28 protein-coding genes are annotated in these 25,824 nt (G+C 72.5%); 12 read left to right on the forward strand and 16 right to left on the reverse strand.

The window, feature by feature from the left end; genetic code table 11:
* Window positions 1-3 precede the first annotated feature (3 nt).
* Together CHC05_RS28545 and CHC05_RS28550 are read right to left on the reverse strand one after the other, a co-directional pair.
* Window positions 4-1,416 (reverse strand): outer membrane protein assembly factor BamB family protein, encoded by a 1,413-nt coding sequence (locus CHC05_RS28545; protein WP_245871265.1) that lies wholly within the window; start codon window positions 1,414-1,416, stop codon window positions 4-6.
* Between the two features lie 72 nt (window positions 1,417-1,488).
* The gene (locus CHC05_RS28550; protein WP_089253662.1) at window positions 1,489-1,995 is read right to left on the reverse strand and encodes an Lrp/AsnC family transcriptional regulator; all 507 of its coding nucleotides are present in this window, start codon (window positions 1,993-1,995) and stop codon (window positions 1,489-1,491) included.
* A 118-nt stretch (window positions 1,996-2,113) separates the two neighbouring features.
* Here CHC05_RS28550 and hppD point away from each other — a divergent pair, with 118 nt between their 5' ends.
* The 4 genes from hppD to hisC are packed head-to-tail and all read left to right on the forward strand — an operon-like array spanning window position 2,114 to window position 5,955.
* Window positions 2,114-3,310 (forward strand): 4-hydroxyphenylpyruvate dioxygenase, encoded by a 1,197-nt coding sequence (gene hppD / locus CHC05_RS28555; RefSeq protein ID WP_089253663.1) that lies wholly within the window; start codon window positions 2,114-2,116, stop codon window positions 3,308-3,310.
* 10 nt (window positions 3,311-3,320) lie between these two features.
* Entirely contained in the window at window positions 3,321-3,956 is a 636-nt protein-coding gene (locus CHC05_RS28560) for an RDD family protein (protein WP_245871266.1), read from the forward strand.
* Complete coding sequence (locus CHC05_RS28565) at window positions 3,953-4,879, forward strand: RDD family protein (RefSeq protein WP_144022809.1); 927 nt, start codon at window positions 3,953-3,955, stop codon at window positions 4,877-4,879. Before CHC05_RS28560 ends, CHC05_RS28565 begins: the two co-directional genes overlap by 4 nt.
* A complete protein-coding gene (gene hisC, locus CHC05_RS28570; RefSeq protein WP_089253666.1) occupies window positions 4,876-5,955 on the forward strand; it encodes a histidinol-phosphate transaminase in 1,080 nt (359 codons plus the stop codon). The genes CHC05_RS28565 and hisC overlap by 4 nt, the downstream gene beginning before the upstream one ends.
* Here hisC and CHC05_RS28575 read toward each other — a convergent pair.
* From CHC05_RS28575 to CHC05_RS28585, 3 genes are read right to left on the reverse strand one after another with little or no spacing between them, the layout of a single operon-like run.
* Window positions 5,952-7,220, reverse strand: coding sequence for an outer membrane protein assembly factor BamB family protein (locus tag CHC05_RS28575; protein ID WP_179266417.1), 1,269 nt, complete (start codon window positions 7,218-7,220; stop codon window positions 5,952-5,954). The two genes, hisC and CHC05_RS28575, sit on opposite strands and share 4 nt — an antisense overlap.
* A 10-nt stretch (window positions 7,221-7,230) precedes the next feature.
* A complete protein-coding gene (gene fahA, locus CHC05_RS28580) occupies window positions 7,231-8,442 on the reverse strand; it encodes a fumarylacetoacetase (RefSeq protein WP_089253668.1) in 1,212 nt (403 codons plus the stop codon).
* Window positions 8,439-9,275, reverse strand: coding sequence for a hypothetical protein (locus CHC05_RS28585; RefSeq protein ID WP_089253719.1), 837 nt, complete (start codon window positions 9,273-9,275; stop codon window positions 8,439-8,441). Before CHC05_RS28585 ends, fahA begins: the two co-directional genes overlap by 4 nt.
* A gap of 113 nt (window positions 9,276-9,388) precedes the next feature.
* Here CHC05_RS28585 and CHC05_RS28590 point away from each other — a divergent pair, with 113 nt between their 5' ends.
* Window positions 9,389-10,558 carry a homogentisate 1,2-dioxygenase gene (locus tag CHC05_RS28590; RefSeq protein WP_089253669.1) on the forward strand — a complete coding sequence of 390 codons (1,170 nt, stop codon included), beginning with the start codon at window positions 9,389-9,391 and terminating at the stop codon, window positions 10,556-10,558.
* Here CHC05_RS28590 and CHC05_RS28595 read toward each other — a convergent pair.
* The 4 genes from CHC05_RS28595 to CHC05_RS28610 all read right to left on the reverse strand — a co-directional run bounded on the left by CHC05_RS28595 (window position 10,555) and on the right by CHC05_RS28610 (window position 13,337).
* Window positions 10,555-11,514, reverse strand: a complete 960-nt coding sequence (locus CHC05_RS28595; RefSeq protein ID WP_144022810.1) for a tetratricopeptide repeat protein — start codon at window positions 11,512-11,514, stop codon at window positions 10,555-10,557. The genes CHC05_RS28590 and CHC05_RS28595 overlap by 4 nt on opposite strands.
* A gap of 115 nt (window positions 11,515-11,629) precedes the next feature.
* Complete coding sequence (gene ispF / locus CHC05_RS28600; RefSeq protein ID WP_089253671.1) at window positions 11,630-12,106, reverse strand: 2-C-methyl-D-erythritol 2,4-cyclodiphosphate synthase; 477 nt, start codon at window positions 12,104-12,106, stop codon at window positions 11,630-11,632.
* A 9-nt stretch (window positions 12,107-12,115) separates the two neighbouring features.
* Window positions 12,116-12,808 carry a 2-C-methyl-D-erythritol 4-phosphate cytidylyltransferase gene (gene ispD, locus CHC05_RS28605; protein ID WP_089253672.1) on the reverse strand — a complete coding sequence of 231 codons (693 nt, stop codon included), beginning with the start codon at window positions 12,806-12,808 and terminating at the stop codon, window positions 12,116-12,118.
* A gap of 43 nt (window positions 12,809-12,851) precedes the next feature.
* Window positions 12,852-13,337 carry a CarD family transcriptional regulator gene (locus tag CHC05_RS28610; protein ID WP_089253673.1) on the reverse strand — a complete coding sequence of 162 codons (486 nt, stop codon included), beginning with the start codon at window positions 13,335-13,337 and terminating at the stop codon, window positions 12,852-12,854.
* 383 nt (window positions 13,338-13,720) lie between these two features.
* On the opposite strand from CHC05_RS28610, the gene CHC05_RS28615 reads away from it, so the two are divergent.
* Together CHC05_RS28615 and CHC05_RS41710 are read left to right on the forward strand one after the other, a co-directional pair.
* Complete coding sequence (locus CHC05_RS28615; RefSeq protein ID WP_144022811.1) at window positions 13,721-14,524, forward strand: hypothetical protein; 804 nt, start codon at window positions 13,721-13,723, stop codon at window positions 14,522-14,524.
* 133 nt (window positions 14,525-14,657) lie between these two features.
* Window positions 14,658-14,816, forward strand: a complete 159-nt coding sequence (locus tag CHC05_RS41710; RefSeq protein ID WP_179266418.1) for a hypothetical protein — start codon at window positions 14,658-14,660, stop codon at window positions 14,814-14,816.
* A gap of 43 nt (window positions 14,817-14,859) precedes the next feature.
* Here CHC05_RS41710 and CHC05_RS28620 read toward each other — a convergent pair whose 3' ends face one another.
* The 3 genes from CHC05_RS28620 to CHC05_RS28630 are packed head-to-tail and all read right to left on the reverse strand — an operon-like array spanning window position 14,860 to window position 17,800.
* The gene (locus tag CHC05_RS28620) at window positions 14,860-15,918 is read right to left on the reverse strand and encodes a type III polyketide synthase (protein WP_089253720.1); all 1,059 of its coding nucleotides are present in this window, start codon (window positions 15,916-15,918) and stop codon (window positions 14,860-14,862) included.
* A complete protein-coding gene (locus CHC05_RS28625) occupies window positions 15,900-17,063 on the reverse strand; it encodes an acyl-CoA dehydrogenase family protein (RefSeq protein ID WP_425426857.1) in 1,164 nt (387 codons plus the stop codon). Before CHC05_RS28625 ends, CHC05_RS28620 begins: the two co-directional genes overlap by 19 nt.
* Window positions 17,060-17,800 carry a methyltransferase domain-containing protein gene (locus CHC05_RS28630; protein WP_089253676.1) on the reverse strand — a complete coding sequence of 247 codons (741 nt, stop codon included), beginning with the start codon at window positions 17,798-17,800 and terminating at the stop codon, window positions 17,060-17,062. The genes CHC05_RS28625 and CHC05_RS28630 overlap by 4 nt, the downstream gene beginning before the upstream one ends.
* Before the next feature lie 64 nt (window positions 17,801-17,864).
* Between CHC05_RS28630 and CHC05_RS28635 the strand changes: the two genes are divergently transcribed.
* The 4 genes from CHC05_RS28635 to disA all read left to right on the forward strand — a co-directional run bounded on the left by CHC05_RS28635 (window position 17,865) and on the right by disA (window position 22,285).
* A complete protein-coding gene (locus tag CHC05_RS28635; RefSeq protein ID WP_089253677.1) occupies window positions 17,865-18,704 on the forward strand; it encodes a UbiA family prenyltransferase in 840 nt (279 codons plus the stop codon).
* Between the two features lie 126 nt (window positions 18,705-18,830).
* The gene (locus CHC05_RS41715; protein WP_089253678.1) at window positions 18,831-19,541 is read left to right on the forward strand and encodes a hypothetical protein; all 711 of its coding nucleotides are present in this window, start codon (window positions 18,831-18,833) and stop codon (window positions 19,539-19,541) included.
* 30 nt (window positions 19,542-19,571) lie between these two features.
* Window positions 19,572-20,966 carry a DNA repair protein RadA gene (gene radA, locus CHC05_RS28645; RefSeq protein WP_089253679.1) on the forward strand — a complete coding sequence of 465 codons (1,395 nt, stop codon included), beginning with the start codon at window positions 19,572-19,574 and terminating at the stop codon, window positions 20,964-20,966.
* Window positions 20,967-21,091: 125 nt separating this feature from the next.
* Window positions 21,092-22,285 carry a DNA integrity scanning diadenylate cyclase DisA gene (gene disA, locus CHC05_RS28650; protein ID WP_089253680.1) on the forward strand — a complete coding sequence of 398 codons (1,194 nt, stop codon included), beginning with the start codon at window positions 21,092-21,094 and terminating at the stop codon, window positions 22,283-22,285.
* A gap of 12 nt (window positions 22,286-22,297) precedes the next feature.
* Here disA and CHC05_RS28655 read toward each other — a convergent pair whose 3' ends face one another.
* From CHC05_RS28655 to CHC05_RS28665, 3 genes are all read right to left on the reverse strand, one after another.
* Complete coding sequence (locus CHC05_RS28655) at window positions 22,298-22,993, reverse strand: hypothetical protein (protein ID WP_089253681.1); 696 nt, start codon at window positions 22,991-22,993, stop codon at window positions 22,298-22,300.
* A gap of 78 nt (window positions 22,994-23,071) precedes the next feature.
* Window positions 23,072-23,632 (reverse strand): peptide deformylase, encoded by a 561-nt coding sequence (locus tag CHC05_RS28660; protein ID WP_089253682.1) that lies wholly within the window; start codon window positions 23,630-23,632, stop codon window positions 23,072-23,074.
* Complete coding sequence (locus tag CHC05_RS28665) at window positions 23,622-24,134, reverse strand: glycine cleavage system transcriptional repressor (protein ID WP_089253683.1); 513 nt, start codon at window positions 24,132-24,134, stop codon at window positions 23,622-23,624. Before CHC05_RS28665 ends, CHC05_RS28660 begins: the two co-directional genes overlap by 11 nt.
* A gap of 68 nt (window positions 24,135-24,202) precedes the next feature.
* Here CHC05_RS28665 and CHC05_RS28670 point away from each other — a divergent pair, with 68 nt between their 5' ends.
* The gene (locus tag CHC05_RS28670; protein WP_089253684.1) at window positions 24,203-25,084 is read left to right on the forward strand and encodes an HhH-GPD family protein; all 882 of its coding nucleotides are present in this window, start codon (window positions 24,203-24,205) and stop codon (window positions 25,082-25,084) included.
* Between the two features lie 48 nt (window positions 25,085-25,132).
* Here the strand turns inward: CHC05_RS28670 and CHC05_RS28675 are convergent.
* The coding region (locus tag CHC05_RS28675; RefSeq protein ID WP_179266419.1) for an AAA family ATPase at window positions 25,133-25,824 on the reverse strand (692 nt) is incomplete at its 5' end.

The raw sequence follows: 25,824 nt of genomic DNA on the forward strand, positions 1-25,824 counted from the left end.
AGCTTAGTTGCCGCGACAGACTTCCTGTTTGGGGCCGCCGCAGTTGTCGTCATCACTGCCCGAGTTGCCCGAATTGCCGCCGGCGGGCGGCGGGGCGGGCACGCCGCTGCCGCCCTTGAACTGCAGGTAGGCCAGGTCGCGGCCGCTCACGATGACCATGCCGGCCGGGCCGACGGCCAGCACGTCGGCGCTGGAGCGCACGTTGACCAGTTCGGCGCCGGTGCCCGGGTTGAGCGCAATGATCTTGTCGGGGTCCTCGTCGACCACCACGACCGCGGGCGGGGTCAGCGCGACGCTGCTGCGCGGCGCCGCCGGTCGTTGCCAGCGACCCTTGCCGCCGAGCTCGACGGTGCGGACCGCACCGCCGTCGGCGCTACGCACGACCGCGTACCGGTCGTCGACACCGAGCAGGTGCTCGCCGGGCGCACTGGTGAACAGGATCCGGCCGTCGTACGCGTCGATCACCAGCTCCCGGGCATCGGCGGCGACCCCGACTACGACGTTGCGCCCACCGGCCGGGTCGTCGCGCTGCGCGCACCCGCCGTCCTTGGCGGTGCGCAGGTTGATCCCGGCGTTGCGCCACACCTCGCCGCCGGTCGCCGCGTCCGAGGCGACCACGGAGAAGTAACAGGTGCCGTCGGCCGACACCGCCTTGATCCGCAGTACCCGGCCGCCGACCACCACGACCCGCTCGTCGCGCTCCGGCTCGAGCTCTTGCACCACCTTGCCGGTGGCGGTGTCGACGATGAAGACCCGGTTGTCGATCGGCAGCCCGAGCATCGGCGGCATCAGGTCCGGGCCGGCCGCGTTGCCGTCGATCCGTCGCGCGGTCATCGGTTGGGTGCCGAGGATGTCGGGATTGTCGGCGAACAGCACGAACCCGATGCCGGGGATCTCGACGCTCCACCGTGGCGTGCTGCCCCGCGGGTCCCAGGCGGTCAGCGTGCAGTCCTCCGGCGCGTGGCAGCGCACGTCGAGCAGGCCGTTTTGATAGGTCCAGACCGCTCGCGCCTCGGTGTCCTTCCGCAGCAGCGCGCCGCTCATCGGGTCGATGACGTCGTACCCCTTGACCAGCAGCTTGCCGGTGGCAACGACGGCGCTGTTGCCCTCGCCCGCCACCGCGGCCCAGTCGGCCTTGTGCTCCCAGAGCTGCGCGCCCGAGCCGAGCCCGCGCGACTCGACCAGCGTGCGGTGCTCGATGATCACCGCTCCGCCGGCGATGGTGCCGCTGCGCGGGGTGCCGCCGAGCTTCTGTTGCCACAGCGGAGCCGGGGTCGTCATCGGGCCGGAGGTGTTGACCATGGCCCAGACCTTGTCGAGCACCGGGGTCAGCACGCCGGTGAAGTAGCCCACGACGAGGAGGACCGCCACGAACGCGGCCCAGCACTTCACACAGGGGCCCTTACCCCTAGCCACCGGCACACGGTAGCGACGCGCCGAGACGAGATCCGGGATGGCGATAAACCCGTGTCGATCGGATTTGCGAGATTAATCCGCGTCTGTGGGAAGGGGGCCGTCGGCCGCGGCCGCCACCAGCGGCAACACCCGGAACGCGATCTGCTCCGTCAACGAGATGATCGTCGACGCCCGCGCGACCGCGCCGTGCGCGACGATCCGGTCGATCACCCGCTGCAGGTCGGCGTTGGACCGGGCGACCACCCGGCACATCAGGTCGCCGGTGCCGGTGATGGTGTGCGCCTCGAGCACCTCGGGGATGCGCGACAGGTGCACCGCGACCGGGTCGTGCCCCTGCCGCTGGCTGATCTCCAGCGTCACGAACGCGGTCACGCCGTAGCCGATCGACGCGGGCTCGATCTCCGGCCCGAAGCCGCGGATCACCCCGCGGGCGACGAGCTTGTCGAGCCGCGCCTGCACCGTGCCGCGGGCCACCCGCAGCCGCCGCGCGCATTCGAGGACACCGATCCGGGGCTCGGCCGCCAGCAGTTTGATCAAGGCGGCGTCCAGGCCGTCGAGCTGGACAATTTGCGATGTCATTTCGCCCATCCTCCGGACGGATTGCACAACCTGCGCAGACAATTCTAGGACAGTTGACCAGCAATGCGAGCCCGGGCGACGCTCGGCCAAGACGGCAGCCACACGAGGGGAGTCGGTCATGACTCAGGCGCTCAACGACATCGACCAGGCCACCGCCGATCGGTTGATCGGGGCGGTGGCGCACGACATCGCCGACGACCCGTTCCCGGTCAAGGGCCTCGACCACGTCCTGTTCCTGGTCGGCAACGCCAAGCAGGCCGCGCACTACTACTCGACCGCGTTCGGCATGACCTGTGTCGCCTTCCGGGGTCCGGAGCAGGGCTTCCGGGACTACGCCGAGTACGTGCTGACCAGTGGCGCCGCCCGCTTCGTGTTCCGCGGCGCGGTGCGTCCCGACGCGGCCGACGCGCAGCACGTGGCCCGGCACTCCGACGGCGTCGTCGACATCGCGCTGGAGGTGCCCGACGTCGACACCGCCTTCGCGTACGCGGTGAAGCAGGGCGCCACCCCGCACACCGAGCCCACCGACGTCAGCGACGAGCACGGCACCGTCCGACACGCCGCGATCGAGACCTACGGCGACACCCGGCACACGCTGATCGACCGCTCCCGCTACACCGGCCCGTTCCTGCCGGGCTTCGTGGCACGATCGCCGATCGTCGACCGGTCCGCCGCCATCGCGGCCGGCGTGCAGCCCAAGCGCTACTTCCAGGCGGTCGACCACGTGGTCGGCAACGTCGAGCTCGGCAAGATGGACCACTGGGTCGAGTTCTACAAGCGGGTCATGGGCTTCACCAACATGGCCGAGTTCGTCGGCGACGACATCGCGACCGACTACTCGGCGCTGATGTCCAAGGTCGTCGCCAGCGGCACCCGCAAGGTGAAGTTCCCGCTCAACGAGCCCGCGGTCGCCCGCAAGAAGTCGCAGATCGACGAGTACCTCGAGTTCTACGACGGCCCGGGCGCGCAGCACATCGCCATCGCCACCAACGACATCCTGGCCAGCGTCGACGCCATGCGCGCGGCCGGCGTCGAGTTCCTGGACACGCCGGACTCCTACTACGACGACCCGGAGCTGCGGGCCCGGATCGGCACCGTGCGCGTGCCGATCGAGGAGCTCAAGTCCCGCAAGATCCTGGTCGACCGCGACGAGGACGGCTACCTGCTGCAAATCTTCACCAAGCCCGTGCAGGACCGCCCGACGGTGTTCTTCGAGCTCATCGAGCGCCATGGTTCGCTCGGCTTCGGCAAGGGCAACTTCAAAGCGCTGTTCGAGGCGATCGAGCGGGAACAGGACGCGCGCGGCAACCTGTAACACTGTCGGGATGCACCCCGACCCCCAGGCAACACCCGGCGCGCGGGACCCGCGCCAGCCGCCCGGGCCGCCGGCGGGCTACTCGCCGGCCGGCCCGGGCCACATACCCATGCAGCCGGGGTACGCCGGACCGCCGCCGATGTGGCGGCCGCCGGTGAGCCCGACCGGCCATCCGCTGGCCGGTTTCGGCGACCGGTTCCTCGCGTACCTGATCGACGGTCTGATCCTGAGTCTGGCCACCGCCGTCCTCGTCGTCCCGATGATGATCGTCATGTTCGCCGCCATGGCGAACGCCGCGGAGCAGCAGAGCGACGACGTCGGGTGGATTTTCCTGCTCTTCTTCGCGCTCTACGGGCTGGTCTTCCTGCTGCAGCTGGCCTTCACCTACCTCTATTTCGTGGAGTACCAGCTGCGATCCGGACAGACGGTCGGCAAGCGGGTGATGTCGCTGCGGGTGCAACCGGTCAGCGGCCGGCCGCTGGACCGTGGCGTCCTGGCGCGCCGCTACCTCGTGCAGTTCGTGGCCGGCACGTTCGTACCCTTCTTCAGCTTTGTCGATGGTCTCTGGCAACTGTGGGATCAGCCGCTCCAGCAGACCCTCCACGACAAGGCGGCCGGCACAGTGGTAGCTAAGGTCGTGCAGTGAGCTCAGTGCCCCCGGGTTGGTACAAAGACCCAGCCGAACCGACGACCCAGCGCTACTGGGACGGTGAAGGCTGGATCGGCGCACCCCTTCCCGCCGACGCGACGCCACCCGACGGCCCGCCCGAGCTGCCGCCGCCCCCGGAGCCCGAGCCCCCGGCACCCACCTCCCCCGCGGTGCCGGCGCCCGCGCAGGCCCCCGGCTACCCCGCCTACCCCGGCTACGGCACCCCGCCGCCGGCCAACGGGCACCCGGGTCAAGGCGCCGAGGGCTACGGGTACGGCGTGCCGGGCGGTCCCGCGTACCCGCCGGTGCAGACCCTCCAGCAACCGGTGGTGGCGCCGATCGGCGTGCCGCTGGCCTCCCCCGGCCTGCGGCTGGTCGCACGGTTGATCGACATCTTCGCGGTGCTGCTGCTCAACGTCGTGGTCAACGGCTGGTTCGTCTACCAGTACGTGCGCGAGGTCGCGCCGTTCTACCGCGAGTTCAACGCCCGCGCGCAGGAAGGCGAGTCGTTCGGCTCGCTCATGCAGATGGCGCCCAGCGCGCAGGCCAGCCGGTTGCAGCTGGTCATCCTGATCATCGCCTGCGCGCTGTGGTTCGCCTACGAGGTGCCGGCCGTCGCCAACACCGGCCAGACCCTGGGCAAGCGGCTCGTCGGCCTGCGCGTCGTCCGCGTCGACGGCTCGCCCAAGCTGGGCTTCGGCCGGTCGCTGCGCCGGTGGAACCTGCTCGGCCTGCCGATGCTGTTCTGGACCTGCTGCGTCGGCTTCATCTGGCAGCTCGTCGACTGCTTCTGGCTGACCGTCGACCGCCCGCTGCACCAGGCGCTGCACGACAAGGCCGCTCGCACGGTCGTGGTTGTCGCCAACCCCCGCCCGCCGGCCGGCGCCAGCCCGCCGCAGAATCCTGGAGGCACGTCATGACCCCCCGACTCACCCGGGCCGACCTCGACGCGCTGCCCAACTACGTGCCCGGCCGCAGCCCCGCCGACCTGGCGCGCGAGCTCGGCCTCCCGGCGGCGATCAAGCTGGCCAGCAACGAGGTGCCGTACGGTCCGCTGCCCGGGGTCGTCGAGGCGATCGCGGAGGCCGCGGCCACCTCGCACCGCTACCCGGACATGGGCGTCGTCGAGCTCCGTGACGCGTTCGCCGCCACGCTCGGCGTCGAGGCCGAGCGCGTGGCCACCGGCTGTGGTTCGGTCGCGCTGGCCGAGCACCTGGTTCGGGCCACCTGTCTGCCGGGCGACGAGGTCGTCTACTCGTGGCGCTCGTTCGAGGCCTACCCGATCATCGCCCACACGGCCGGTGCCACCAGCGTGCGCGTGCCCAACACCGCCGGGCACGGCCACGACCTGACGGCGATGTCGGCGGCGATCACCGACCGCACCCGCCTGGTCTTCGTCTGCAGCCCCAACAACCCGACGGGCACCGCGATCAGCCGCGCCGAGCTGACCCGCTTCCTCGACTCCGTGCCGGACGACGTGCTGGTGGTGCTCGACGAGGCGTACCGCGAGTTCGTGACCGACCCCGACGTGCCCGACGGGCTGGCGGCCTTCGGCGACCGACCGAACGTGGCCGTGCTGCGCACCCTGTCCAAGGCGTGGGGCCTGGCCGGGCTGCGGGTCGGCTACCTGGTCGCCCAGCCGGTGGTGGCAGCGGCCGTGCGCAAGGTCGTCACGCCGTTCTCCACCAGCGCCGTGGCCCAGGCCGCCGCGCTCGCCGCGCTCGAGCAGGCCGACGAGGTCGCCCGCCGGTGCGCCCTGGTGATCGCCGAGCGCGACCGGGTCACCACCGCGATCCGCGCGCTGGTGCCGGACGTGCCGGACTCGCAGGCCAACTTCGTCTGGCTGCCGCTGGGCGCCGAGTCCGCCGAGTTCGCGGCCGCCTGCGAGAAGCAGGGCGTGATCGTGCGTCCGTTCCAGGGCGACGGCGTACGCGTCACGATCGGCACCCCGGAAGAGAACGACGCGTTCCTGACTGCGGCGGCGTCGGCGCTTTAGGTAGTCGCCAGGATGACTGGCTGCGGGTCGAAGTAGTAGTCGGCGTCCTCGCGGGCGGAGGTGTCCGCGAGGCGCTCGGTCAGGAGATAACCGCCGGCCGTGTACGAGTAGCCGGGCACCCAGTCGGTCTTCTCGGCGAAGTACGTGTACCGGAACCGGGAGATCTCCGCGCCCGAGGTGGCGTCGAGCGTGACCAGGTCGCGGTCGGCGGTGAGCACGTAGACCCGGCCGTCAGCCGCGGCCAGGATCGTGGCATCCGGCCGGCCGAGCTCGACGCGCCAACGCTGCTCGCTGTCGGTCGCGCCCGACGCGACCACCCCCGTCTCCTCGACCGTCACCGCGAGGCCGTCGACCAGCGCGGCGCCGGGCCGGGCGAGCCGGGGCACACCGCTGGCGATCTCCGAAGCCGTGCCCGCCGGCTTGGTGCCGCCGTTCGCGAAGAGCCAGGCTTTCCGGGTGGCGAAGTCGTCGACCCGCAGGCCGGCGCAGCTCGTCCGAGGTGCGACACAGTCGAGCGGTTCGAGCGTGGTTTCCGGCGCCAGGTGCTCGTACAGCTCGATCGAGCCGGCGGCTGTGCCGGTGGCGGCGTCGAACAGGCGGACCGCCTCGTCGCAGGCACGCAACACGGCCACCCGGCCGTCTGCGGTGGTGAAGCCGATCGGATCGGGCCGGGTCGGACAGGGTTGGGCCGGCTGTTGCCAGCCCGGGGCGCCGGTGTTAAGCGCGTACGCCCGGGTGCTGGTCGAGCCCGCCACCACGACCGTGTCACCCGAGAGGAACAGACCCGGCGGCGCGTAGACGGTTAGCGCTCCCGTGCGCCGGCCGGCGTACTCGGGGATGACCGGAACCTCGCCCTTGGTCCGCCAGACGTCGCGCCCGGTGCGGGCGTCCAGCCCGACAAGCACCCCGTCGGACCATCGGCTGACCACCGTGCCGCCGGCGGCGACGACCCCGACGAGCTCGGCGGGCCAGCGCCGGAACGACCAGTAGGGCGTGTTGAGGTAGCGCGAGTCGACCGGGCCGTCGGCGCGGACCTGGCGCTTGTCGGCGACCACCCGCAGGCGGCCGTCGACGATCAGCGGCGCGGCCGGCAACGTGCCGAGCACGGCCGCCGGGCGCGGGGTCGGTGCCGCGGGATAGCCGACCGTCGGCTCCGCCAGCACCTCGCCGGGTGCGAACACCCGGTAGACGACGAGGCCGGCGCCCGCGACCAGCACGAGGCCGGCGAGCACCGCTACCACCCGGCGCCGGGCCGCTCCCACCACGGAGGGCACCCTACCGGGGTGGTGCACCGGCCGGGACGATGGTGCCCCGCACCTCGCCGAGCCCGACCGTGGTGCCGTCCGGTCCGGGTGCGGTCGCGCTGATCGTCACGGTGTCGCCGTCTTCGAGGAACGTCCGCTTCACCCCGGCATCGAGCCCGACCGGCTCCGCGCCGCCCCAGGTCAGCTCGAGGAACGAGCCGGTCTGGGCGCGGTCCGGCCCGGAGATCGTCCCGGAGGCGTAGAGGTCTCCGGTGCGGACGGAGGCGCCGTTGACGGTCAGGTGGGCGAGCTGCTGTGCCCCGGTCCAGTACATGCCGGCGAACGGCGGGCGGCTCACCACCGTGCCGTTCCAGTCGACCTCGAGCCGCAGGTCGAGGCCGAGGTGCGGCACGTCGCGCAGATAGGGCAACACCGGCGGGTCCTGCTCGGGCGCCGGCACCCAGGCGTCGGCCAGCGCCTCGAGCGGCACCACCCAGGGCGACACCGAGGTGGCGAACGACTTGGCCAGGAACGGGCCGAGCGGGCGATATTCCCAGGCCTGTAGATCGCGGGCGGACCAGTCGTTGACCAGCACGATGCCGAAGACGTGGTCGGCGAACCGGTCGACCGGCACGGGCTCGCCCAGCGCGGACGGGACCCCGACGACGAAGCCGACCTCGGCCTCGATGTCGAGCCGCGTCGACGGGCCGTAGACCGGGCCGTCGGGGGTGGCCCGCTGGCCGCTCGGCCTCCGCACGGGCGTGTCCGAGACGACGACCGTGCCGGCCCGGCCGTGGTAGCCGATCGGCAGGTGCCGCCAGTTGGGCAGCAGCGGCTCGTCGTCGGGCCGGAAGATCCGCCCAACGTTGGTGGCGTGGTGCTCCGACGAGTAGAAGTCGACGTAGTCGCCGACCTCGAACGGCATGACCAGCTCTACCTCGGCCAGCGGCAGCAGCATCGGCTCGACGGCGGCCCGGTGGGCGGCGTCGGTGAGCAGCTCGCTGATCCGCGAACGGACGGCGCTCCACTGCGGGCGGCCGAGCGCGAGGAACGCGTTGAGCGTCGGCTCGCGGAGCGCGCCACCGGCGAGCACCAGTCCGGCCGCCTCGACGCTGTCGAGATCGAGCAGCAGGTCGCCGATCCGCACGCCGATCCGCGCCGGCCGGTCACCCTGGCGGAACACCCCATAGGGCAGGTTGTGCACGCCGTACGGCGAGCCCTCCGCACCCGGAACCCAGGTCATCCCTCGTATCCCCCGTTCACCAGGCCGAGCCGGATCAGGTCGGTCAGCGGCTCGATCATGCTGCACGAGCCGAACCCGACCCACAGCCCCCTCGGCTGGTGGCGGCGGGCCCGGACCGGCTCGATCAGCGGCACGGCGTCGATCGCGGCGAGCACCTCGGCCACGTCGGCCACCTCGCCGCCGTCGAGCGCCAAGGCGGCGCCGGCCAGCACGTTGAGGAAGCCGTGGTGGGTGAAGCCCGTCTCGGGGTCGGCGTGCCGGAGCGCGTGGTGCAGGCCGGCCGTCAGCTTGAAGGGCAGCTCCCGGTCACGGCACGCGCAGATCACCGCGGCCAGCTCGACCGGGGTCGGGAACAGCTCGGCGGCCAGGCCGCCGGTGCGGAACTTGGCCGCCACCCGCGTGCCGTTCGCGCGAGCCTCCGCGATCGTGTCGAGGCCGGCCAGGAGGCCGAAGGTCAGTGGGATCTCGGCGTAGACGTCGAGCTCGGGCTGCCTGTTCGCGAGGTCCAGCATGCGGGCGATGCCGGGCTGCGGGTCCTCGCCGCGCTTGGCCACGGCCGCTTCGATCTGGCGTACGACCACGCGGGGGTCGTCGGGCACACCCAGCCGGTCGATCGGCAGGTCGCCGATGATGCCGATGTCCAGGCGCTCGGCCGGGTCCAGCAGCCCGGTCAGCGCGTCCACGGAGGTGGCCGGGACGAGCAGGGGGCCGACCAGGTCGGCGTACCAGGCGGCCCGATGTTCGCGGTGCGCCGTGACCGCGTCGGGCAGCGCGGCGTTGCCAGGTGGGAACACCGCCGCGTCGTCGATGAGCCGATGGAACAGCGGGGCGATCAACGGCTGGTCGGTGGGTGTCCGGCGATCGGTTGACACGGTTACTGAACTTAGTGGACGCTACAAGAAACGGACAATGGCGTCCGATTATCGGACGCCGGCGGGAGGTCGACATGCCCTACTACCGCAGCGTCGGCGAGGTGCCCCGCAAGCGGCACACCCAGTTCCGGCAGCCCGACGGCAGCCTGTACGCCGAGGAGCTGATGGGTCAGGAGGGGTTCTCGTCTGATTCGTCGCTTCTTTACCACCGTGCGATGCCGACGGCGATCGTGGCTGCCGAGGCGTTCGACCCGCCCGCCTGGAGCCGCACGCCCAACCGCCCGCTGAAGCCCCGGCACCTGCGCACCCACAAGCTCGACACGGCCGGCGCCGACCCGGTGCTGGGCCGCGCGCACCTGCTCGCCAACGACGACGTGCGCATCTCGTACGTGACCGCCGAGCGCCCCTCGCCCCTCTACCGCAACGCGGTCGGCGACGAGTGCCTCTACGTGGAGGCCGGCGCGCTGCGGGTCGAGTCGACGTTCGGGGTCCTGGACGCCACGGCCGGCGACTACGTGATCATCCCGACGTCGGTGATCCACCGCCTGGTGCCGGTCGGCGAGGAGCCGCTGCGGCTGCTGGCGATCGAGGCGACCGGGCACATCGGGCCGCCCAAGCGCTACCTGTCGGTGCGCGGCCAGTTCCTGGAGCACGCGCCGTACTGCGAGCGCGACATCCGTGGCCCTGCGGGGGTCTTGGTCGAGGACGGCACGGACGTCGAAGTGCTGGTGCAGCACCGGCGCGGCTGGACGAAGCACGTCTACGCCAACCACCCGTTCGACGTGGTCGGCTGGGACGGGCACCTCTACCCGTGGGCGTTCTCGATCCACGACTTCGAGCCGATCACCGGCCGGGTGCACCAGCCACCGCCGGTGCACCAGACCTTCCAAGGCCCGAACTTCGTGATCTGCTCGTTCGTCCCGCGCAAGGTCGACTACCACCCGCTGTCGATCCCGGTGCCCTACAACCACCACAACGTCGACTCGGACGAGCTGCTGTTCTACACCGGCGGCAACTACGAGGCCCGCCGCGGCTCGGGGATCGAGCAGGGCTCGATGTCGCTGCACCCGTCGGGTTTCACGCACGGCCCGCAGCCGGGCGCAGCAGAGCGGTCGATCGGCATCGACTACTTCGACGAGCTCGCGGTCATGGTCGACACGTTCCGCCCGCTCGACCTCTGCGACGCGGCCCTGACCTGCGAAGACACCGGCTACGCGTGGACCTGGTCGGGGCGGCAGGCCTAGAACTTCATCCGAGATACGACCGCGATCGCGGCTACGGCGGTCGCGGCCAGGGCGGCGGCGACCGCCCAGGGTGAGCCGATGGCGCCGTAAACGATGACGCTCAGGGGCCCGGCGACCGTCGCGCAGCCGGCGACGGTCGACGCCCGGTCACCGCGCAGCATCTCGCGCGGCGATCCGGGCAGGCGGGTGGCGAACAGCGCCACCAGGCCCAGGCCGACCAGCCCGAGCAGCACGGCGACGACCCGGGACGTGCCGGGGTGCACCTGGTGCAGCACCGCCGCCAACATCGCGACCGGCACGGTGAAGGCACCGGCGTAGAGCGCCAGCCAGCCGATCGCGGTGGCCGGAGTGGGGCGCAGGTCGCGGGCCTGCGGCGGCGGCACGGCATAGCGGCCGAGCTGGCCCTGGCCCTCGGCCGAGGCGATCGCCGGGTCCAGCCGCAGCGCCTCGTCGCGGGCCCGCTCGGCGATCTCCTTGAGCTCCAGGCGGCCGGCGATGCCGGACAGCACGAGGTGGGCCTTCGCGTCCTGCGGCGCCAGCGCCACCGCCTGCCAGGCGGCGTCCAGGGCCCGCTGCCCGTTGCGCGCCTCGCCGAGGATCGCGGCACCGTGCAACTGGGCGAAGGGGTCCTCCGGCCCGGCGTCGAGGATGCGCTCGGCCACCGCGGCCGCCTCTTTGAACCGGCGCAGCTGGATCAACGCCTCGGCCTCGGTCACCTGCGGCGCGGCGGCGCCCGGGGTCGCGGCGACGGCCCGCTGCGCGGCCGCGAGGGCGGGCTCGGGGCGGCCGGCGGCGAGCTGGATCGCGGCGAGCAGGGCCAACGCGACGCCGTCGTCGGGCTCGGCGGTCAGCTGCGGGTCGAGCTCGGCCACGGCCTCGTCGAAGTGCCCAAGGTCGGCGAGCAACTCGGCCCGACGCAGGTGGCCCTCGGTGGGATCGGCATCCATGCTCGACACGGCCCGAGCGTAGCTTGCGACGATCAGCAACGGCTGCCGAGCAAGGTCATGCCGCGATCGACAGCGGGCCACGACCGGCCGTCAGGCAAGCCACGGCGCACGACCGGCGCGACGATCAGGACTGGCCGTGGAGCAGGGCAACCGCGATGCCGGCCAGGCCCTCGCCACGGCCGGTCAGGCCGAGGCCGTCGGTCGTGGTGCCGGAGACCGTGACGGGTGCGTCGACGGCGGCACCCAGCGCCTGCTGCGCCTCGGCGCGGCGCGGGCCGATCTTGGGTCGGACGCCCACCACCTGGATCGAGATGTTGCCGATCTCGAAGCCGGCCGCCCGCACGAGCCGGGCGGCCTCGCCGAGCAGGGCCACGCCGGAGGCGCCGGCCCACTCCGGCCGGTCGACGCCGAAGTTGCTGCCGAGATCGCCGAGGCCCGCCGCGGAGAACAGCGCGTCGCAGGCGGCGTGGGCGGCGACGTCACCGTCGGAATGGCCGGCCAGGCCGTCGACGCCCGGCCAGAACAGGCCCGCCACCCAGCACTCACGGCCCACGCCGAAGGCGTGCACGTCGGTGCCGATGCCCACCCGAGGAAGCTCCACGCGGGCAGCCTATTCGGTGGCGAGGAGGTGCTCGGCCAGCAGCAGGTCGAACGGGCGGGTGATCTTCAGGGCGTGGTCGGAGCCGGGCACGCAGGTCACCCGTACCCCCTGCTTCTCGACCAGGCCCGCGTCGTCGGTCAGCGGGTCGACGGCGGCGGCGTGCGCGGCGGCGAGGATCTGGCGGCGGAAGCCCTGTGGGGTCTGCACGGCGCGCAGCGGCGCCCGGTCGACGGTGCCGCGTACCGCGTCGTCCGGACCGACTTCCTTGATCGTGTCGACGACCGGCAGCACCGGGATCACCGCGTCGGCGCCGGCCCGGACCGCCGACGCCACGGACTCGACCAGGTCAGGCGGCACGAGGGCACGCGCGGCGTCGTGGACCAGCACGATCGGGACGTCCGGGGGCACGGCGGCCAGTGCGGCGGCGACGGAGGCTTGGCGGTGAGCCCCGCCCGCTACCACCGTGACGGGTGCGACAGGCGCCAGGAGAGCGCGCACGCCGGCCACCTCGTCGGGCGGGGCGGCGACCACGACGACCGCGACGGAGGGCGCCTGGCAGATCCGGCGCAGCGCGTGCACCAGCAGCGGCTCGCCGCCGAGCAGGCGGAGCGCCTTGGGTGCGCCGGGACCCAGCCGGGTGCCACTGCCCGCGGCTGGAACGAGGACCGCGACGTCACCGCGCGGGTTGAGCTGCGCGGTCACGTCGCGGTCCTCGCGAGGAGTTGATCTGTGTGCGGTGCGGACGTCAGGCTTCGGTCAGCACCTTGTCGAGGAGCATCTCCGCCTCGTCCTTGGTGCTCTTCTCGGCGAGGGCAACCTCGCCGACCAGGATGTCGCGTGCCTTGGCGAGCATGCGCTTCTCGCCCGCCGACAGGCCCCGCTCCCGCTCGCGGCGCCAAAGGTCACGCACGACCTCGGCAACCTTCAGCGGGTTGCCCGAAGCCAGCTTCTCCAGGTTTGCCTTGTAGCGCCGTGACCAGTTGGTCGGCTCTTCGGTGTGCGGAGCACGGAGCACATCGAAGACCTTGCCCAGGCCCTCTTCCCCAACCACCTCACGCACGCCAACGATCTCGGCGTTCTCGGCGGGCACCCGCACCGTCAAGTCACCCTGAGCGACCCTGAGAACGAGGTAAAGCTTTTCCTCGCCCTTGACGACCCGAGTCTCGATTGCCTCGATGAGTGCGGCCCCGTGGTGGGGGTAAACAACGGTCTCGCCGACACTGAAAACCATAGGTTCGAAACCCCTTTCGCTGTGTCTAGGGTAACACGCGGGAGCACCGATGTCCCATCCCGGTCCTGACCGTAAGTGCAGCTCAGAGGGCTTGTGACAGGTCTTTCTCAGGCTTGACACGCTCCGCGCCGGCCGATTTCAACACGCTGAGTAACCTTCGGGTTACCAATCCGCAGGGGCCTCGTCGATATCGGACGTGAATGCTTCCCACCTCTAAGGGTAACCCGCAAGGGTCGTCGCGCGCCCGCGTGCGGACGGACACAGCGGTAAGGATCGAGATCCAACCCCTCCCTTGTCGGATTGAACGGTGGCGCTCGCCCGACTCGTACGCCACTCTGGAAGCAGACGCGACTTCGGGCGCGATCAAAGGCTCAGGGGGCGGCATGGGCGGTGACGGCGGGCCTTTCGACGAGCTTCCAGAGCTACCACCTGACGTACGCGTGCCCGACGACGCGGCCGAGCTCGCCGAGGAGGCCGCCCAGGTCCGCCGGGAGCTGCGCGAGGAGCGGGTCGGCGGGTCCCGGACCGGTTCGCGGATCTTCTCCGGCGGAGGGTTCCGCGGCAGCGTCCCGCCCGACGGCGCGCACACCGCGACCGAGCCGGCGTCGCTGCGGATCCCTTTACTGATCATGACGGCCGCGCTGCTGGCCGCGGTGATCAGCCTGTTCGCGGCGGCCTGGCCCAACGAGCGGCGTGGCCTGCCGACGCCGGCCGCCGCGAGCTCCTCCGGTCAGGCCGCGCCGACCAGCCTGATCCGCACCGTGCCCCCGGTCGACCTGCTCGACGAAGCGGGCAACACCGTCTCACTCGGTTCCCTGCTGCCGGCGGTGCTGATCCTCGGCGACGACTGCCCGTGCGCCACCGAGATCGCCGCCGTGACCCCGGCCGGCGTGACGGTCGTCGCCGTCAGCGTCTCCCGGGGTGGGATGCCGTCGCCGGCGACCAGCCGACCGGTCGCGGCCGCGCCGCCGCCGTCGACCGCGACGCTGCCCGGGCCCGTGACCGCCACCGTGCGCCGGCTGCGCGACCCGTCCGGCGGGCTCACCACCCTCCTGGAAGGCTCGACCCCCGGCACGGCCACACCGGTCGCGCTCGTGGCCCGCTCGGGCGAGATCACCACGATCGTGGACGGGGCCACACCCAGCAGCGCGTACGCCGCGGATCTCGCATTGCTACCCAGTCGCTAGGTATGCCTAGGCAGGGGTAAGGAGCCGCGTAAGTACCCCCGAGCGCCCAAGTTAGGGAATCGCTCCCGATGTCCGCGGGTCCGGCGCCGCCGAAGATTGATACATCAACGCAGACCGTTCAAGGAGACGCACGATGTATCAGAACCCGGAGTTCCTGCTCACCCTCGCCCACGACCACCAGCGCGAGCTGATCGCGGAGGCCGACCGCAAGCGGCTCTTCTCCCGGATCAACCGCGCGCGGCGCGCCGAGCGCACGTCCCACGCGCGCTCGACTCGAGGGCCTTCCCACTGACGACTCCGGCCGGCGCGACCTCGCGCCGGCCGGTGTCGGCGTTTCAGGCGGCGCTGCGCAGCAGCAGTGCCGCATAGAGCGTCAGGCCCGGCCCGAACGCGAGTGTGACGATCCGCTCGGGCGGGCGGACCCGCCGGCGGAGCCGCTCCAGGATCAGCAGCACCGTCGGCGAGGAGCAGTTGCCGTTCTCGGCCAGCGTCTCCCGCGACGCGGCCATCTGCTCGACGCTGAGCTCGAGCTCCCGCTCGACGACGTTGAGGATGCGCGGCCCACCGGGGTGCACCGCCCAGCCGTCGACGTCGCCGCGGCTCAGCCCGTGCCTGGCCAGCAGGTCGTCGACCAGCGTCCGCACGTGCAGTGCGAGCACCTGGGGCACCTTCGGCGAGAGCCCCATCCGGAAGCCCAGATCGGTGACGTCCCAGGTCATGTGGTCGGCGGTGGCGGTGTCGGTGACCGAGGCGACCTCGGCCAGCGTGTAGCCCGAGCCCCCGGGACGCACGACCACGGCGGCCGCCGCGTCCGAGAACAACGCGTGCGCCACGATCTGCTGGGTGTCGAACCGGGTCGCCGACGGCTGGATGTGCAGACCGGTCAGCTCGGCGCAGAGCAGCAGCGCCGGCCGGCCCCGCGCGGTCACGTAGTCGCTGACCGCACCGAGCCCGGGCAGCGCCGCATAACAGCCCATGTGCCCGACGAACAGCCGCTGGGTGGCGGGTGCCATGCCGAGGTCGCGGCTGAGCAGGATGTCGAGGCCGGGCGTGACGTAGCCGGTGCACGAGCAGACCGCGAACAGGCCGATGTCGTCGATCGACAGGTCCGCGTCGGCGATGGCCCGGGTCACCGCCTCCTTGCCCAGCGGCAACGCCTCGACCAGGTAGCGCCGCATGCGCTTCTCGGTGGGCCAGTCGGAGACGTCCTCGATCAGCGGGTTGACGCACGCCTGCCGGGTGACCACTCCCGCGTTGAGGAAGATCCGTTCGGCCAGCGGGCGGGCGGAGGCCGGGAAGTGCTGCCGGAAATAGCCGTCCCACAGCTCCGTCTGCTTGGCACCCGGCGGCAACGCCAGCCCGATGCCGGCGATGGTCACCACCGAGGAGCCGATCCGTCGTGGTCCGGGTCGCCGCCCAGCGCCGCGATGCCGAGCCAGTCGGCGCAGACGTCGGAGGTCGCCGGGTGCAGCGAGCCGCACCGGGCGTCGCGGTAGAGCCGCTCCAGTGGATGGCCGCGCCGGGTCGCCGACGTGCCCGCCGCCTCCAGCATCGACGCGGCCACCTCGGCCGCGGTCGTGCCGGCGAGCAGCTTGGCGCGCCACACCCAGCGGTTGGTCTCCGGCTCGCCGGGCTCCTCGTCGACGCGCCGGCCGGCCTCGGCGACCACGAGCCGGGCGGCGGCTACGGCGGCGTCCGCGCGGCCGACCCGGGCCCGCACCGCGGGCAGGTGGGTCAGCTTGCGTGCGTTGAGGTGCTCGACGGCGGCGTCGATCGCGGCCTGCGCGACGCCGACATAGACGGCCGCGTAGCTCGCGATCAGCCAGTGCGGCATGAGCTGGGCGACCACCAGCGCCAGCCCTTCCATGCCGCCGAGCAGCCGGTCGGCCGGCACGGTCACGTCGAGGTGCAGGTCGTGCGACGACGTCGCGCGCATGCCCAACGAGTCCCAGGTGCGCTCCACCTGCAGGCCCGGGCTGTCGGCCGGCACCAGGAACTGCGAGACCACCGACTGGTCGCCGATGCTGCGGGCGGCGACCAGGTACGCGTCGGCGTGGCCGGCCCCCGAGCAGAACGTCTTCGCGCCCTTGAGGTGGTAGCCACCCTCGACCGGCTCGTACGTGGTGGCGAGCTGGGACAGCCGGGAGCCGGCACCGCGCTCGCTCATCGCCACGGCGTACCAGGCGCCGCCGGCCGCGTCGCCCAACAGCCGGTCGCGGGCGGCCAGCGCGCTGTCCGGCAGGCCCAGCGAGTCGGCGAGCTCGGCCGTGACCGCGCCCAGCGCCCCCGTCACCGACGCGTGCATGTTGAACACCAGCGCCGAGGCGCCGTTGCCGCGGGCCAGCTCGTACGCCACCGCCGTGTACTCCGCGAAGCTGGCACCGGCACCGCCGAGCGCGGTGGGCACCATCAGCCCGAAGAGGCCCGCCGACCGCAGATCGGCGAAGTCATCGACGGGAAAGTCGCCCGCCCGGTCGTAGTCGCCCGCGCGGGCCGCCATCCTCGGCGCGACCCGGCGCGCAGATTCCAGCGCGTTCACCACTTGCCACCTCCGGCTGCCGGCATTGCTTCCTTGAGGCCGCGCCCCTGGTAGAGCACGGCGGTGCTGGCGACGGGAACGATCCGCCGCCGGCCGGGCCGCGGGGGCCGGCCGGCCAACCAACCGGCGACCGCCGGCAGTGCCGGCCGGATGCCGCGCACCTCCAGGCGCACGCCGTGCCCCGCGCACAGCCCGGCGAGCCGGACCGGGTCCACGAACAGATCGGGATCGTGGATGCCCCGCGGCGCGCGCGGCATGCGCTCGGCGATGTGCACGGCGAGGACCCGGCTGACGGCCGTGTCGTTGAGGGTGTCGAGCAGCAGCAGCCCACCGGGGCGCAGCACGCGGCACAGCTCCGCGACGGTGCCGGGCAGGTCGGGTACGTGTTCGAGCAGCTCGCCGGCGACCACGACGTGCGCGCTGGCGGTCGCGAGCGGGATGGCCGCCGCGTCACCGGCCAGCGGCTTGACGCCGTGGCTGGCCGCCTGCTCCAGGGCGGAGGGCACCAGGTCGACACCGACGTGGTGATAGCCGTGGTCACGCAGGTGCGGCGCGAGCAACCCGGCACCGCAGCCGACGTCGACGAGCACGGCACCGGGCTCGGTGGCCGGCGGCACGAGCCGCGCCCGGGCCTCGGCGAGCCAGTGCAACATCGCGAATGGACCGTCCAGCCGCCACCATTCGCCCGCCAGGTCGTGGTACTGGCGCGGGTCGTTCCGGGGCCGCGGTAACCGCATTTCCCAAACGGTACAGGCAGGTCATGCCTGGCACGACCACTGACGAACCGGCAGACTTCGGGTCATGCGATGGTCCGTTGCGGCACTGGTGCGCGCCTCCCATCCGGAGCCCGCGGTCGCGGTCACCGCCGTCACGGCGCTGCTGGCCTGGGGCGTGGGTCACGACGCCGCCGGGATCGCCAGGACGGCCGGGGCGATCTTCGCCAGCCAGCTCGCGATCGGTTGGGTCAACGACTGGCTCGACGCGGATCGGGACGGGGCGGTAGGGCGCACCGACAAGCCCGTCGCCACCGGCGCGATCGACCGGACGCTGGTCGGCCGGTGCGGGCTGGTCGCCACGCTGGCCTGCGTACTGGTCGCGCTGACCACCGGCTTCCCGGCCGCGCTGTTGATGATCGCGGCGCTGGTCTCGGCGCTGCTCTACGACTGGCCGCTCAAGCTGACCCCGTTCTCCGTGCTCCCGTACGCGGTCTCGTTCGGTCTGCTCCCGGCCTTCGTCGTGGTGGCCCTGCCCGGCTCGCCGGCCCCGCCGGTCTGGCTGGTGCTGGCCGGTGCGCTGCTCGGCGCGGGCGCCCACTTCGCGAACGCGCTGCCCGACCTCGACGACGACGACCGGACCGGCGTACGCGGCCTGCCGCAACGACTCGGCCCGGCGGGCTCCCGGCTCGCCGCCGCCGTGCTCCTGCTCGCCGCCACCATCGCGCTGGTCGCCGGGCCGGCCGGCCCACCATCGTGGTCCGGCGTCGCGGCCGTCCTCGCCGCCGTGGTGGTGCTACCCCTCGGCTGGTACGCGGGACGCGCGGCGGCCGCCCGTGGTGGCCGCTCGGTGGCGATGTTCCGGGCCGTGATGGCCGTAGCCGTGATCGACGTCATCCTGCTGGTGGCGAGCGGTCGCGTGGTGTGACCGTACGGGCGCGCGGCGCGCTGCTCGCGGGTCGATCGTCCACGGCGGATCACGTCCCACTACCCTGGAGCGCGGCCCGCCGGAGCGGCCCGGCCGCGACCAGTACGCATTGCGAGGAGGAGCGACGTGACGCGCTCGAAGTTCGGGACCCGCCGTCGCGCGGTGCTGCTCGCCGGCCTGGCCGTGGCGGCATCCGCGAGCCTGTTGCTGACGGGTTGTGGCTCCGGCCAGACCTCGTCGACGGCTGACACGGTGCCGGCGATCGACGGCATCGACGCCGACCTCAACGCGCCCGACGGCGGCACCTACAGCGTGCGCAACATGACCGTCGACTTCAAGGCCGACGGCTACGCCACGGGTTCCGACGCGCGCCTCGCGCTGGCGCTGTACAACAACACCAGCTCGCCGGTGACGGTGCGGGTGAGCAGCCCGGGCGCCGAGTCGGTGCGGCTGGTCAACCCGAGCGCGACGCCGAGCCCGGTGGTCCAGCCGACGGCGACCGCCACCGCGACGCCGGACGCGGGTGCCACCGGCACCCCGACGCCGACCACTCCCACCGCGCCGCCGGCCCCGGCCCAGCCCGGTGGCCCGGCCGAGATCACCATCCCGCCGGCCGGCTTCGTGCAGCTCAACCAGGCGCAGGGCAACTACCTGCTGCTGACCGGGCTGACCGGTGACCTCAACGACGGCAACTCGGTGCCCGTGGTCTTCGACTTCAACGGCCAGCAGCTCACCGCCAACGCGGGTCTCGCGGTGCCGCTGTCGCCTCTGCCCCGCGGCCCGAAGGTCGTCCCGGACGAAGGCCACGAAGCCGACGTCGCGCCCTTCCAGGACTGATCTGTCGTACGGCCGCGATAAGTTCCGCGGGTGAGTACCCGAGCGGCCGCGCGGCCGGCCTACGTCTGCGACGCCTGCGGTCACCAGCCGCCCAAGTGGCTCGGCCGTTGCCCCGAGTGTGGTGAGTGGGGCTCGGTCGTCGAGGCGACCTCGGGGCCCGCGGTGGCCGGCAAGGTGGTCGCCACCCGCCTGCCGTCCGAGCCGGCCCGCCCGATCGCCACGATCAGCGCGGCGCCGGCCAAGGCCCGCCCGAGCGGCGTCTCGGAGCTCGACCGCGTGCTCGGCGGCGGCTTCGTGCCCGGCGCGGTCGTGCTGCTCGCGGGTGAGCCCGGTGTCGGCAAGTCGACCCTGCTGCTCGACGTGGCCCAGCGCTGGGCGGCGGCCGGCGAGACGCCCTCGCTGGTGATCAGCGGCGAAGAGTCGGTGAGCCAGGTCCGGCTCCGGGCCGAGCGCATCGGCGCCCTCGACGAGCGGCTCTACCTCGCGGCCGAGAGCGACCTGGCGGCCGTGCTCGGCCATCTCGACGCGGTCAAGCCCGGCCTGCTGGTGCTCGACTCGGTGCAGACCATCTCGATCGCCGGCGAAGGCGTCCCGGGTGGGGTGACCCAGGTGCGCGCCGTGACGGCGGCCCTGGTCGCGGTGGCCAAGGAGCGGGGCATCGCCACCGTGCTGGTCGGCCACGTGACCAAGGACGGCCAGGTGGCCGGTCCCCGGGTGCTCGAGCACCTGGTCGACGTCGTGCTGCACTTCGAGGGCGACAAGCACTCCGCGCTGCGGCTGGTGCGCGGCATGAAGAACCGGTTCGGCGCGGCCGACGAGGTGGGCTGCTTCGAGATGCACGAGTCGGGCATCGCGAGCCTGGCCGACCCGTCCGGCATGTTCCTTACCCGCTACGCCGAAGCCGTCCCGGGCACCTGCGTGACGGTCGCGATGGAGGGTCGCCGCGCGCTGGTGACCGAGGTGCAGGCGCTGATCGGCGCGGCCGTGCCCGGCTCGCCCCGGCGCACCGTCTCCGGCATCGACAGCGCCCGGCTGGCGATGGTGCTGGCCGTGCTGCAGACCCGCACCAAGCAGCTCACCCTGCACGACCGCGAGGTGTTCGCGGCCACGGTCGGCGGCATCCGGGTCACGGAGCCCGCGGCCGACCTGGCGATGGCGCTGGCGGTCGCGTCCGGCGGGCTCAACCTGGCCATCTCGCCCAGGCTGGCCGCGATCGGCGAGGTCGGGCTGACCGGCGAGGTGCGTCGGGTCGGCGCGGTCCCCCGCCGGCTGGCCGAGGCGGCCCGGCTGGGCTTCCGCTACGCGCTCGTGCCACCCGACTGCGGGCCGGCCAAGACCGGGGTCGCCGCGCCCGGGCTACGGGTCGAGGAGGTTGGCGACCTGGCCACGGCGCTGCAGTGGGCGGCCCGGTTCTCCGCCGAATAGCCAGCGGGGATTCGCCCGATTCGCACCATAATGCCGGCCGGGTTTGGCCCACGAAGGCCGACTTGAGCGCCACAGCGCCCAACCGTGACCGCAGCGAGTTCATGACGGTCCGTAGACTGTTGCCCGTGCCGTTCGACCGCGACTCCAACAAGACCGCTGGCGCGAGCCTGCCGGGCCGCGCTGGTGTCGCCGGTGCACCCCAGCAGCGGGTCGTCGGGTCCGCCGCGACTGGTCCGGCGCCGGCCGGCGCCGTCGTGGGTGACCCCCTGCGCGCCAACCTCGCCCTGATGGCGCCGGGCACCGCCCTGCGCGACGGCCTGGAGCGCATCCTGCGCGGCCGCACCGGCGCGCTGATCGTGCTCGGCCACGACAGCGTGGTCGAGGAGATCTGCACCGGCGGCTTCCCGCTCGATGTCGAGTTCTCCGCGACCCGGCTGCGCGAGCTGTGCAAGATGGACGGCGCCGTGGTGCTCTCCAGCGACGGCACCCGCATCGTCCGGGCCGCCGTGCACCTGATGCCCGACCCGTCGATCCCGTCGGAAGAGTCCGGCACCCGGCACCGCACGGCCGAGCGGGTGGCCAAGCAGACCGGCTTCCCGGTCATCTCGGTCAGCCAGTCGATGCGGATCATCGGCCTCTACGTGAGCGGCCACCGGCACGTGCTCGACGACTCGGCCGCCATCCTGTCGCGGGCCAACCAGGCGCTGGCCACGCTCGAGCGCTACAAGATGCGCCTCGACGAGGTCTCCGGCACGCTCTCCGCCCTGGAGATCGAAGATCTGGTGACGGTCCGCGACGCGGTCGCGGTCGTGCAGCGGCTCGAGATGGTCCGCCGCATCGCCGACGAGATCTCCGGCTACGTGGTCGAGCTCGGCACCGACGGCCGGCTGCTCGCCCTCCAGCTCGACGAGCTGATGGCCGGCGTCGACGCCGACCGCACCCTGGTCATCCGCGACTACCTGCCGTCCGGCCGGCGGGCCCGCACCCTCGACGAGGGGCTGGTCGAGCTCGACCTGCTCTCCTCGACCGAGCTCATCGACCTGGTCGCCGTGGCCAAGGCGATCGGCTACCCCGGTGCGTCCGACGCGCTGGACGCCGCGGTCAGCCCGCGCGGCTTCCGGCTGCTGGCCAAGGTGCCCCGGCTGCCCGGCACGGTGGTCGATCGGCTGGTCGACCACTTCGGGAGTCTCCAGCGCCTGCTCGGTGCCACGGTGGAAGACCTGCAGGCCGTCGACGGGGTGGGCGACGCCCGCGCCCGAGGCGTCCGGGAGGGTCTGTCCCGGCTTGCCGAGGCGTCCATCCTGGAGCGCTACGTCTGATCGGCCGCGGCCTCAGTTCAGCGTGAGTTTGACCGGGTTGCTGGTCTTGGTGGCCAGGCGTCCGAACACCTGGTAGTCGCCGGCGGCCGGCACCGGGCCGTCGGCCAGGTTGTCGGCGCACTTGCTCACGTCTTTGCCGTTCCAGTCGACGCGGTATTCGCGCTCGAAGTTCGGCGTGAACGGCTGCACGTCGCTGCCCTTGACGTTGCCGCAGGTGTCCGAGGACCAGACCTTCGCGGCGCCCTTCTTGATGTAGAGCTCCTGCTGGTCGGCGCCGACGTCGCGGCTGCAGGTGCGCTTGCCGGTGTTCTTGATCCGCAGCCGGATCGCGATCATCGAGCCACGCGCGGCCGACGTCACCTCGGGCACCGGCGTGATCAGCATTTCCGCGTCGGTGCAGGAGCCGTCGTCGGGCGGCGGTGCCGCCTCACCCGTACGCGGAGCCGGGTTGGTCGGTGGTGGCTCTTCGTTCTGCGGTGTGGTCTGCTGCTCCGGCGGGTCGGTGTGCGGGCGCAGGATCGTGACGGTCGGCTTCGGGTCGGCGGCCGGCGCACTGCTCTGGCCGTTCTTGCCGTTGCCCACGGAGCTCGCGTCGCCGCCGGAGCAGGACTGCACGATCAGGAAGATGACGACGACGGCAGCACCGAGCACGATTGCCCGACGCCGCCAGTAGACGGCGGAAGGCAGGGGGCCAACCGTCAGTCGCATGATGGGATCACCGTATCGGTGTGTGCCGTTCCGACGGTGGCGACGCGCCGCGTGACATTCGCGGCTCCCGAGGGTCGTTTACAGATAGACCTTCCGCTGATACAGCGCGTGCGCGCCGGCGACCCGATCCAGGAACAGCAACCCACCACAGTGGTCGATCTCGTGCTGCAGGGCGCGGGCCTCGAAACCGTCGGTGGTCAGCTGGATCGGCTCGCCGCTGCCGGGCAACACGCCCTCGACGACCACCCGGCTCGCGCGCTTCACGTCACCGGTCAGGTCGGGCACCGACATGCAGCCCTCACGGCCCGGTCGCCAGCGGGTCGCCGACACCACGGTCGCGTTGCAGAGCACGAAGGTGCCGTGCACCGTCACCGCCTTCGGATGCCCGGTCACGTCAACGGCGAACACCCGCGCCGACGCGCCCACCTGCGGAGCCGCCAGCCCGACGCAGCCCGGCGAGACCCGCATGGTCGCCACCAGGTCGGCGGCGAGCTGGACCACCGCCGGGTCGGTGGGGTCGACGACCGCGCCGGCGCGGGCGAGCACCGGGTCGGGGGCACTGACCACCGGTCGCACCTGGCCCGGCTGGGCCAGCTCCGTGAGCCAGCCGGCGAGGCTCACGCCGGCATCACAGGACATCGGACTCGGCGCGGCGGAGCACGACGTCGACGCCGAGCCCGGTCGCCACCTCGGTGAGCCTCCGCTCGGTCGGCTCGGCCGTGCCCGGTGGCAGCTCCACCTCGGCGACGAGCACGTAGAGCGGGCCGGCCAGCCGGGTCGTCAGGTCGGTGATGTTGCCGCCGGCGTCGGCCACCACCCGGGTCACCTCGGCGACGATGCCGAGCCGGTCGGCGCCGTGCACGCTGAGCACGTAGGGCTCCCCCGTCGGCTCGGTGCTCTCCTCCGGCCCGACCGCCCGCACGGTGGCCAGCAGCCGGCCGCGCACCGCCACGGGGTTCAGCGCCGCCTCCACGTCGGCCGCGTCCGGGCCGGTGCAGACCAGCGTCATCGCGAAGTGCCCGCGCAGCCGGGTCATGGTCGAGTCAGTGAGGTTGGCGCCGAGGTCGGCCAGCACGCCGGCGACATCGGCCACGATGCCGGGCCGGTCACGGCCGAGGACGGTGATCGCTAGCTCCTCCACCCGAGAGAGTCTGCCCGATTCCTACCCTGAGCGGACGTCGGCGCGCGGCGGTGGCAGGATCGCTCATCATGCCCGAGGAGAGCGTCGCCGAAGCCGCGATCGCCTGGTTCGACGCCAACGCGCGCGATCTGCCGTGGCGGCACCCGGACGCCGGCGCCTGGGCGATCCTGGTCAGCGAGGTCATGCTCCAGCAGACGCCCGTCGTACGGGTGCTGCCGGCGTACGCGGCGTGGCTGGCGCGCTGGCCCACGCCGGCCGCGCTGGCCGCTGACGAGCCGGGTGAGGCGATCCGGATGTGGGGCCGCCTGGGCTATCCGCGCCGCGCGCTGCGGCTGCACGAGTGCGCGACCGCGATCGCCCAGCGCCACGACGGCGTGGTTCCGGACGACCTCGACCTGCTGCTCGCGCTGCCCGGCGTCGGCACCTACACCGCGCGGGCGGTGGCCGCCTTCGCGTACGGGCAGCGGCAGCCGGTCGTGGACACCAACGTCCGCCGGTTCGTGGCCCGGGCGGTGGCCGGGCAGGCGGACGGCGGGCACACGACCCGCCCGGCCGACCTGGTGGCCACCGCCGCCCTGCTGCCGGACGAGCCGGCGGTGGCGGCCCGGGCCAGCGCCGCGTTCATGGAGCTCGGCGCCGTGGTCTGCGTGGCCCGCTCGCCGCGCTGCACGATCTGCCCGCTGGTCGAGCGCTGCGCCTGGCGGGCCGCCGGTCGCCCGGCGCTGGACGGGCCGAGCCGCCGGCCGCAGACCTATGCCGGCACCGACCGCCAGGTCCGTGGGCTGCTGCTGGCCGTGCTCCGGGAGGCCGTCGAGCCGGTGCCCCGGCCCCGGCTCGACGTGGTGTGGCCGGAACCGACCCAGCGCGACCGGGCGCTGCGGGGGCTGATCGAGGACGGCCTGGTCGACCCGCTGCCCGGCGACCTGTTCACGCTGCCCAAGGGCCCATAGCGAAAGGGCCCGGCGCGTTAGCTCCGAGCCCTTCCGTGTCGCACTTTGTCAGTCGGTGGCTTCCGCCGCACCGAGGTCGGCCGGCACCGCGTCGGGCACCTCGACCGGCTTCTCCGCGCCGCGGAACACCAGCTTCGACTTGTCGATGTTCTCCGGGTCACCCTCGCAGTCGACCACGACGATCTGACCGGGCTTCAGCTCGTTGAAGAGGATCCGCTCGGACAGGTTGTCCTCGATGTCACGCTGGATGGTGCGGCGCAGCGGCCGGGCACCCAGCACCGGGTCGAAGCCCTTCTTCGCCAGGTACTTCTTGGCGTTGTCGGTCAGCTCCAGACCCATGTCCTTGTTGCGCAGCTGAGCCTCGATCCGCTGGATCATGATGTCGACGATCGACAGGATCTCGCGCTCGGTCAGCTGGTGGAAGACGATCGTGTCGTCGATCCGGTTCAGGAACTCGGGCCGGAAGTGCTGCTTGAGCTCGTCGTTGACCTTCTGCTTCATCCGCTCGTAGTTGGAGTCGGAGTCTTCCGAGGCCTGGAAGCCCAGCGACACCGCCTTGGCGACGTCACGCGTGCCCAGGTTGGTGGTCAGGATGATCACCGTGTTCTTGAAGTCGACGATGCGACCCTGACCGTCGGTCAGGCGACCGTCTTCCAAGATCTGGAGCAGCGTGTTGAAGACGTCCGGGTGGGCCTTCTCGATCTCGTCGAAGAGGACCACCGAGAACGGCCGGCGGCGCA

The sequence above is a fragment of the Asanoa hainanensis genome, assembly GCF_900188485.1.
GTDB lineage: Bacteria > Actinomycetota > Actinomycetes > Mycobacteriales > Micromonosporaceae > Asanoa > Asanoa hainanensis.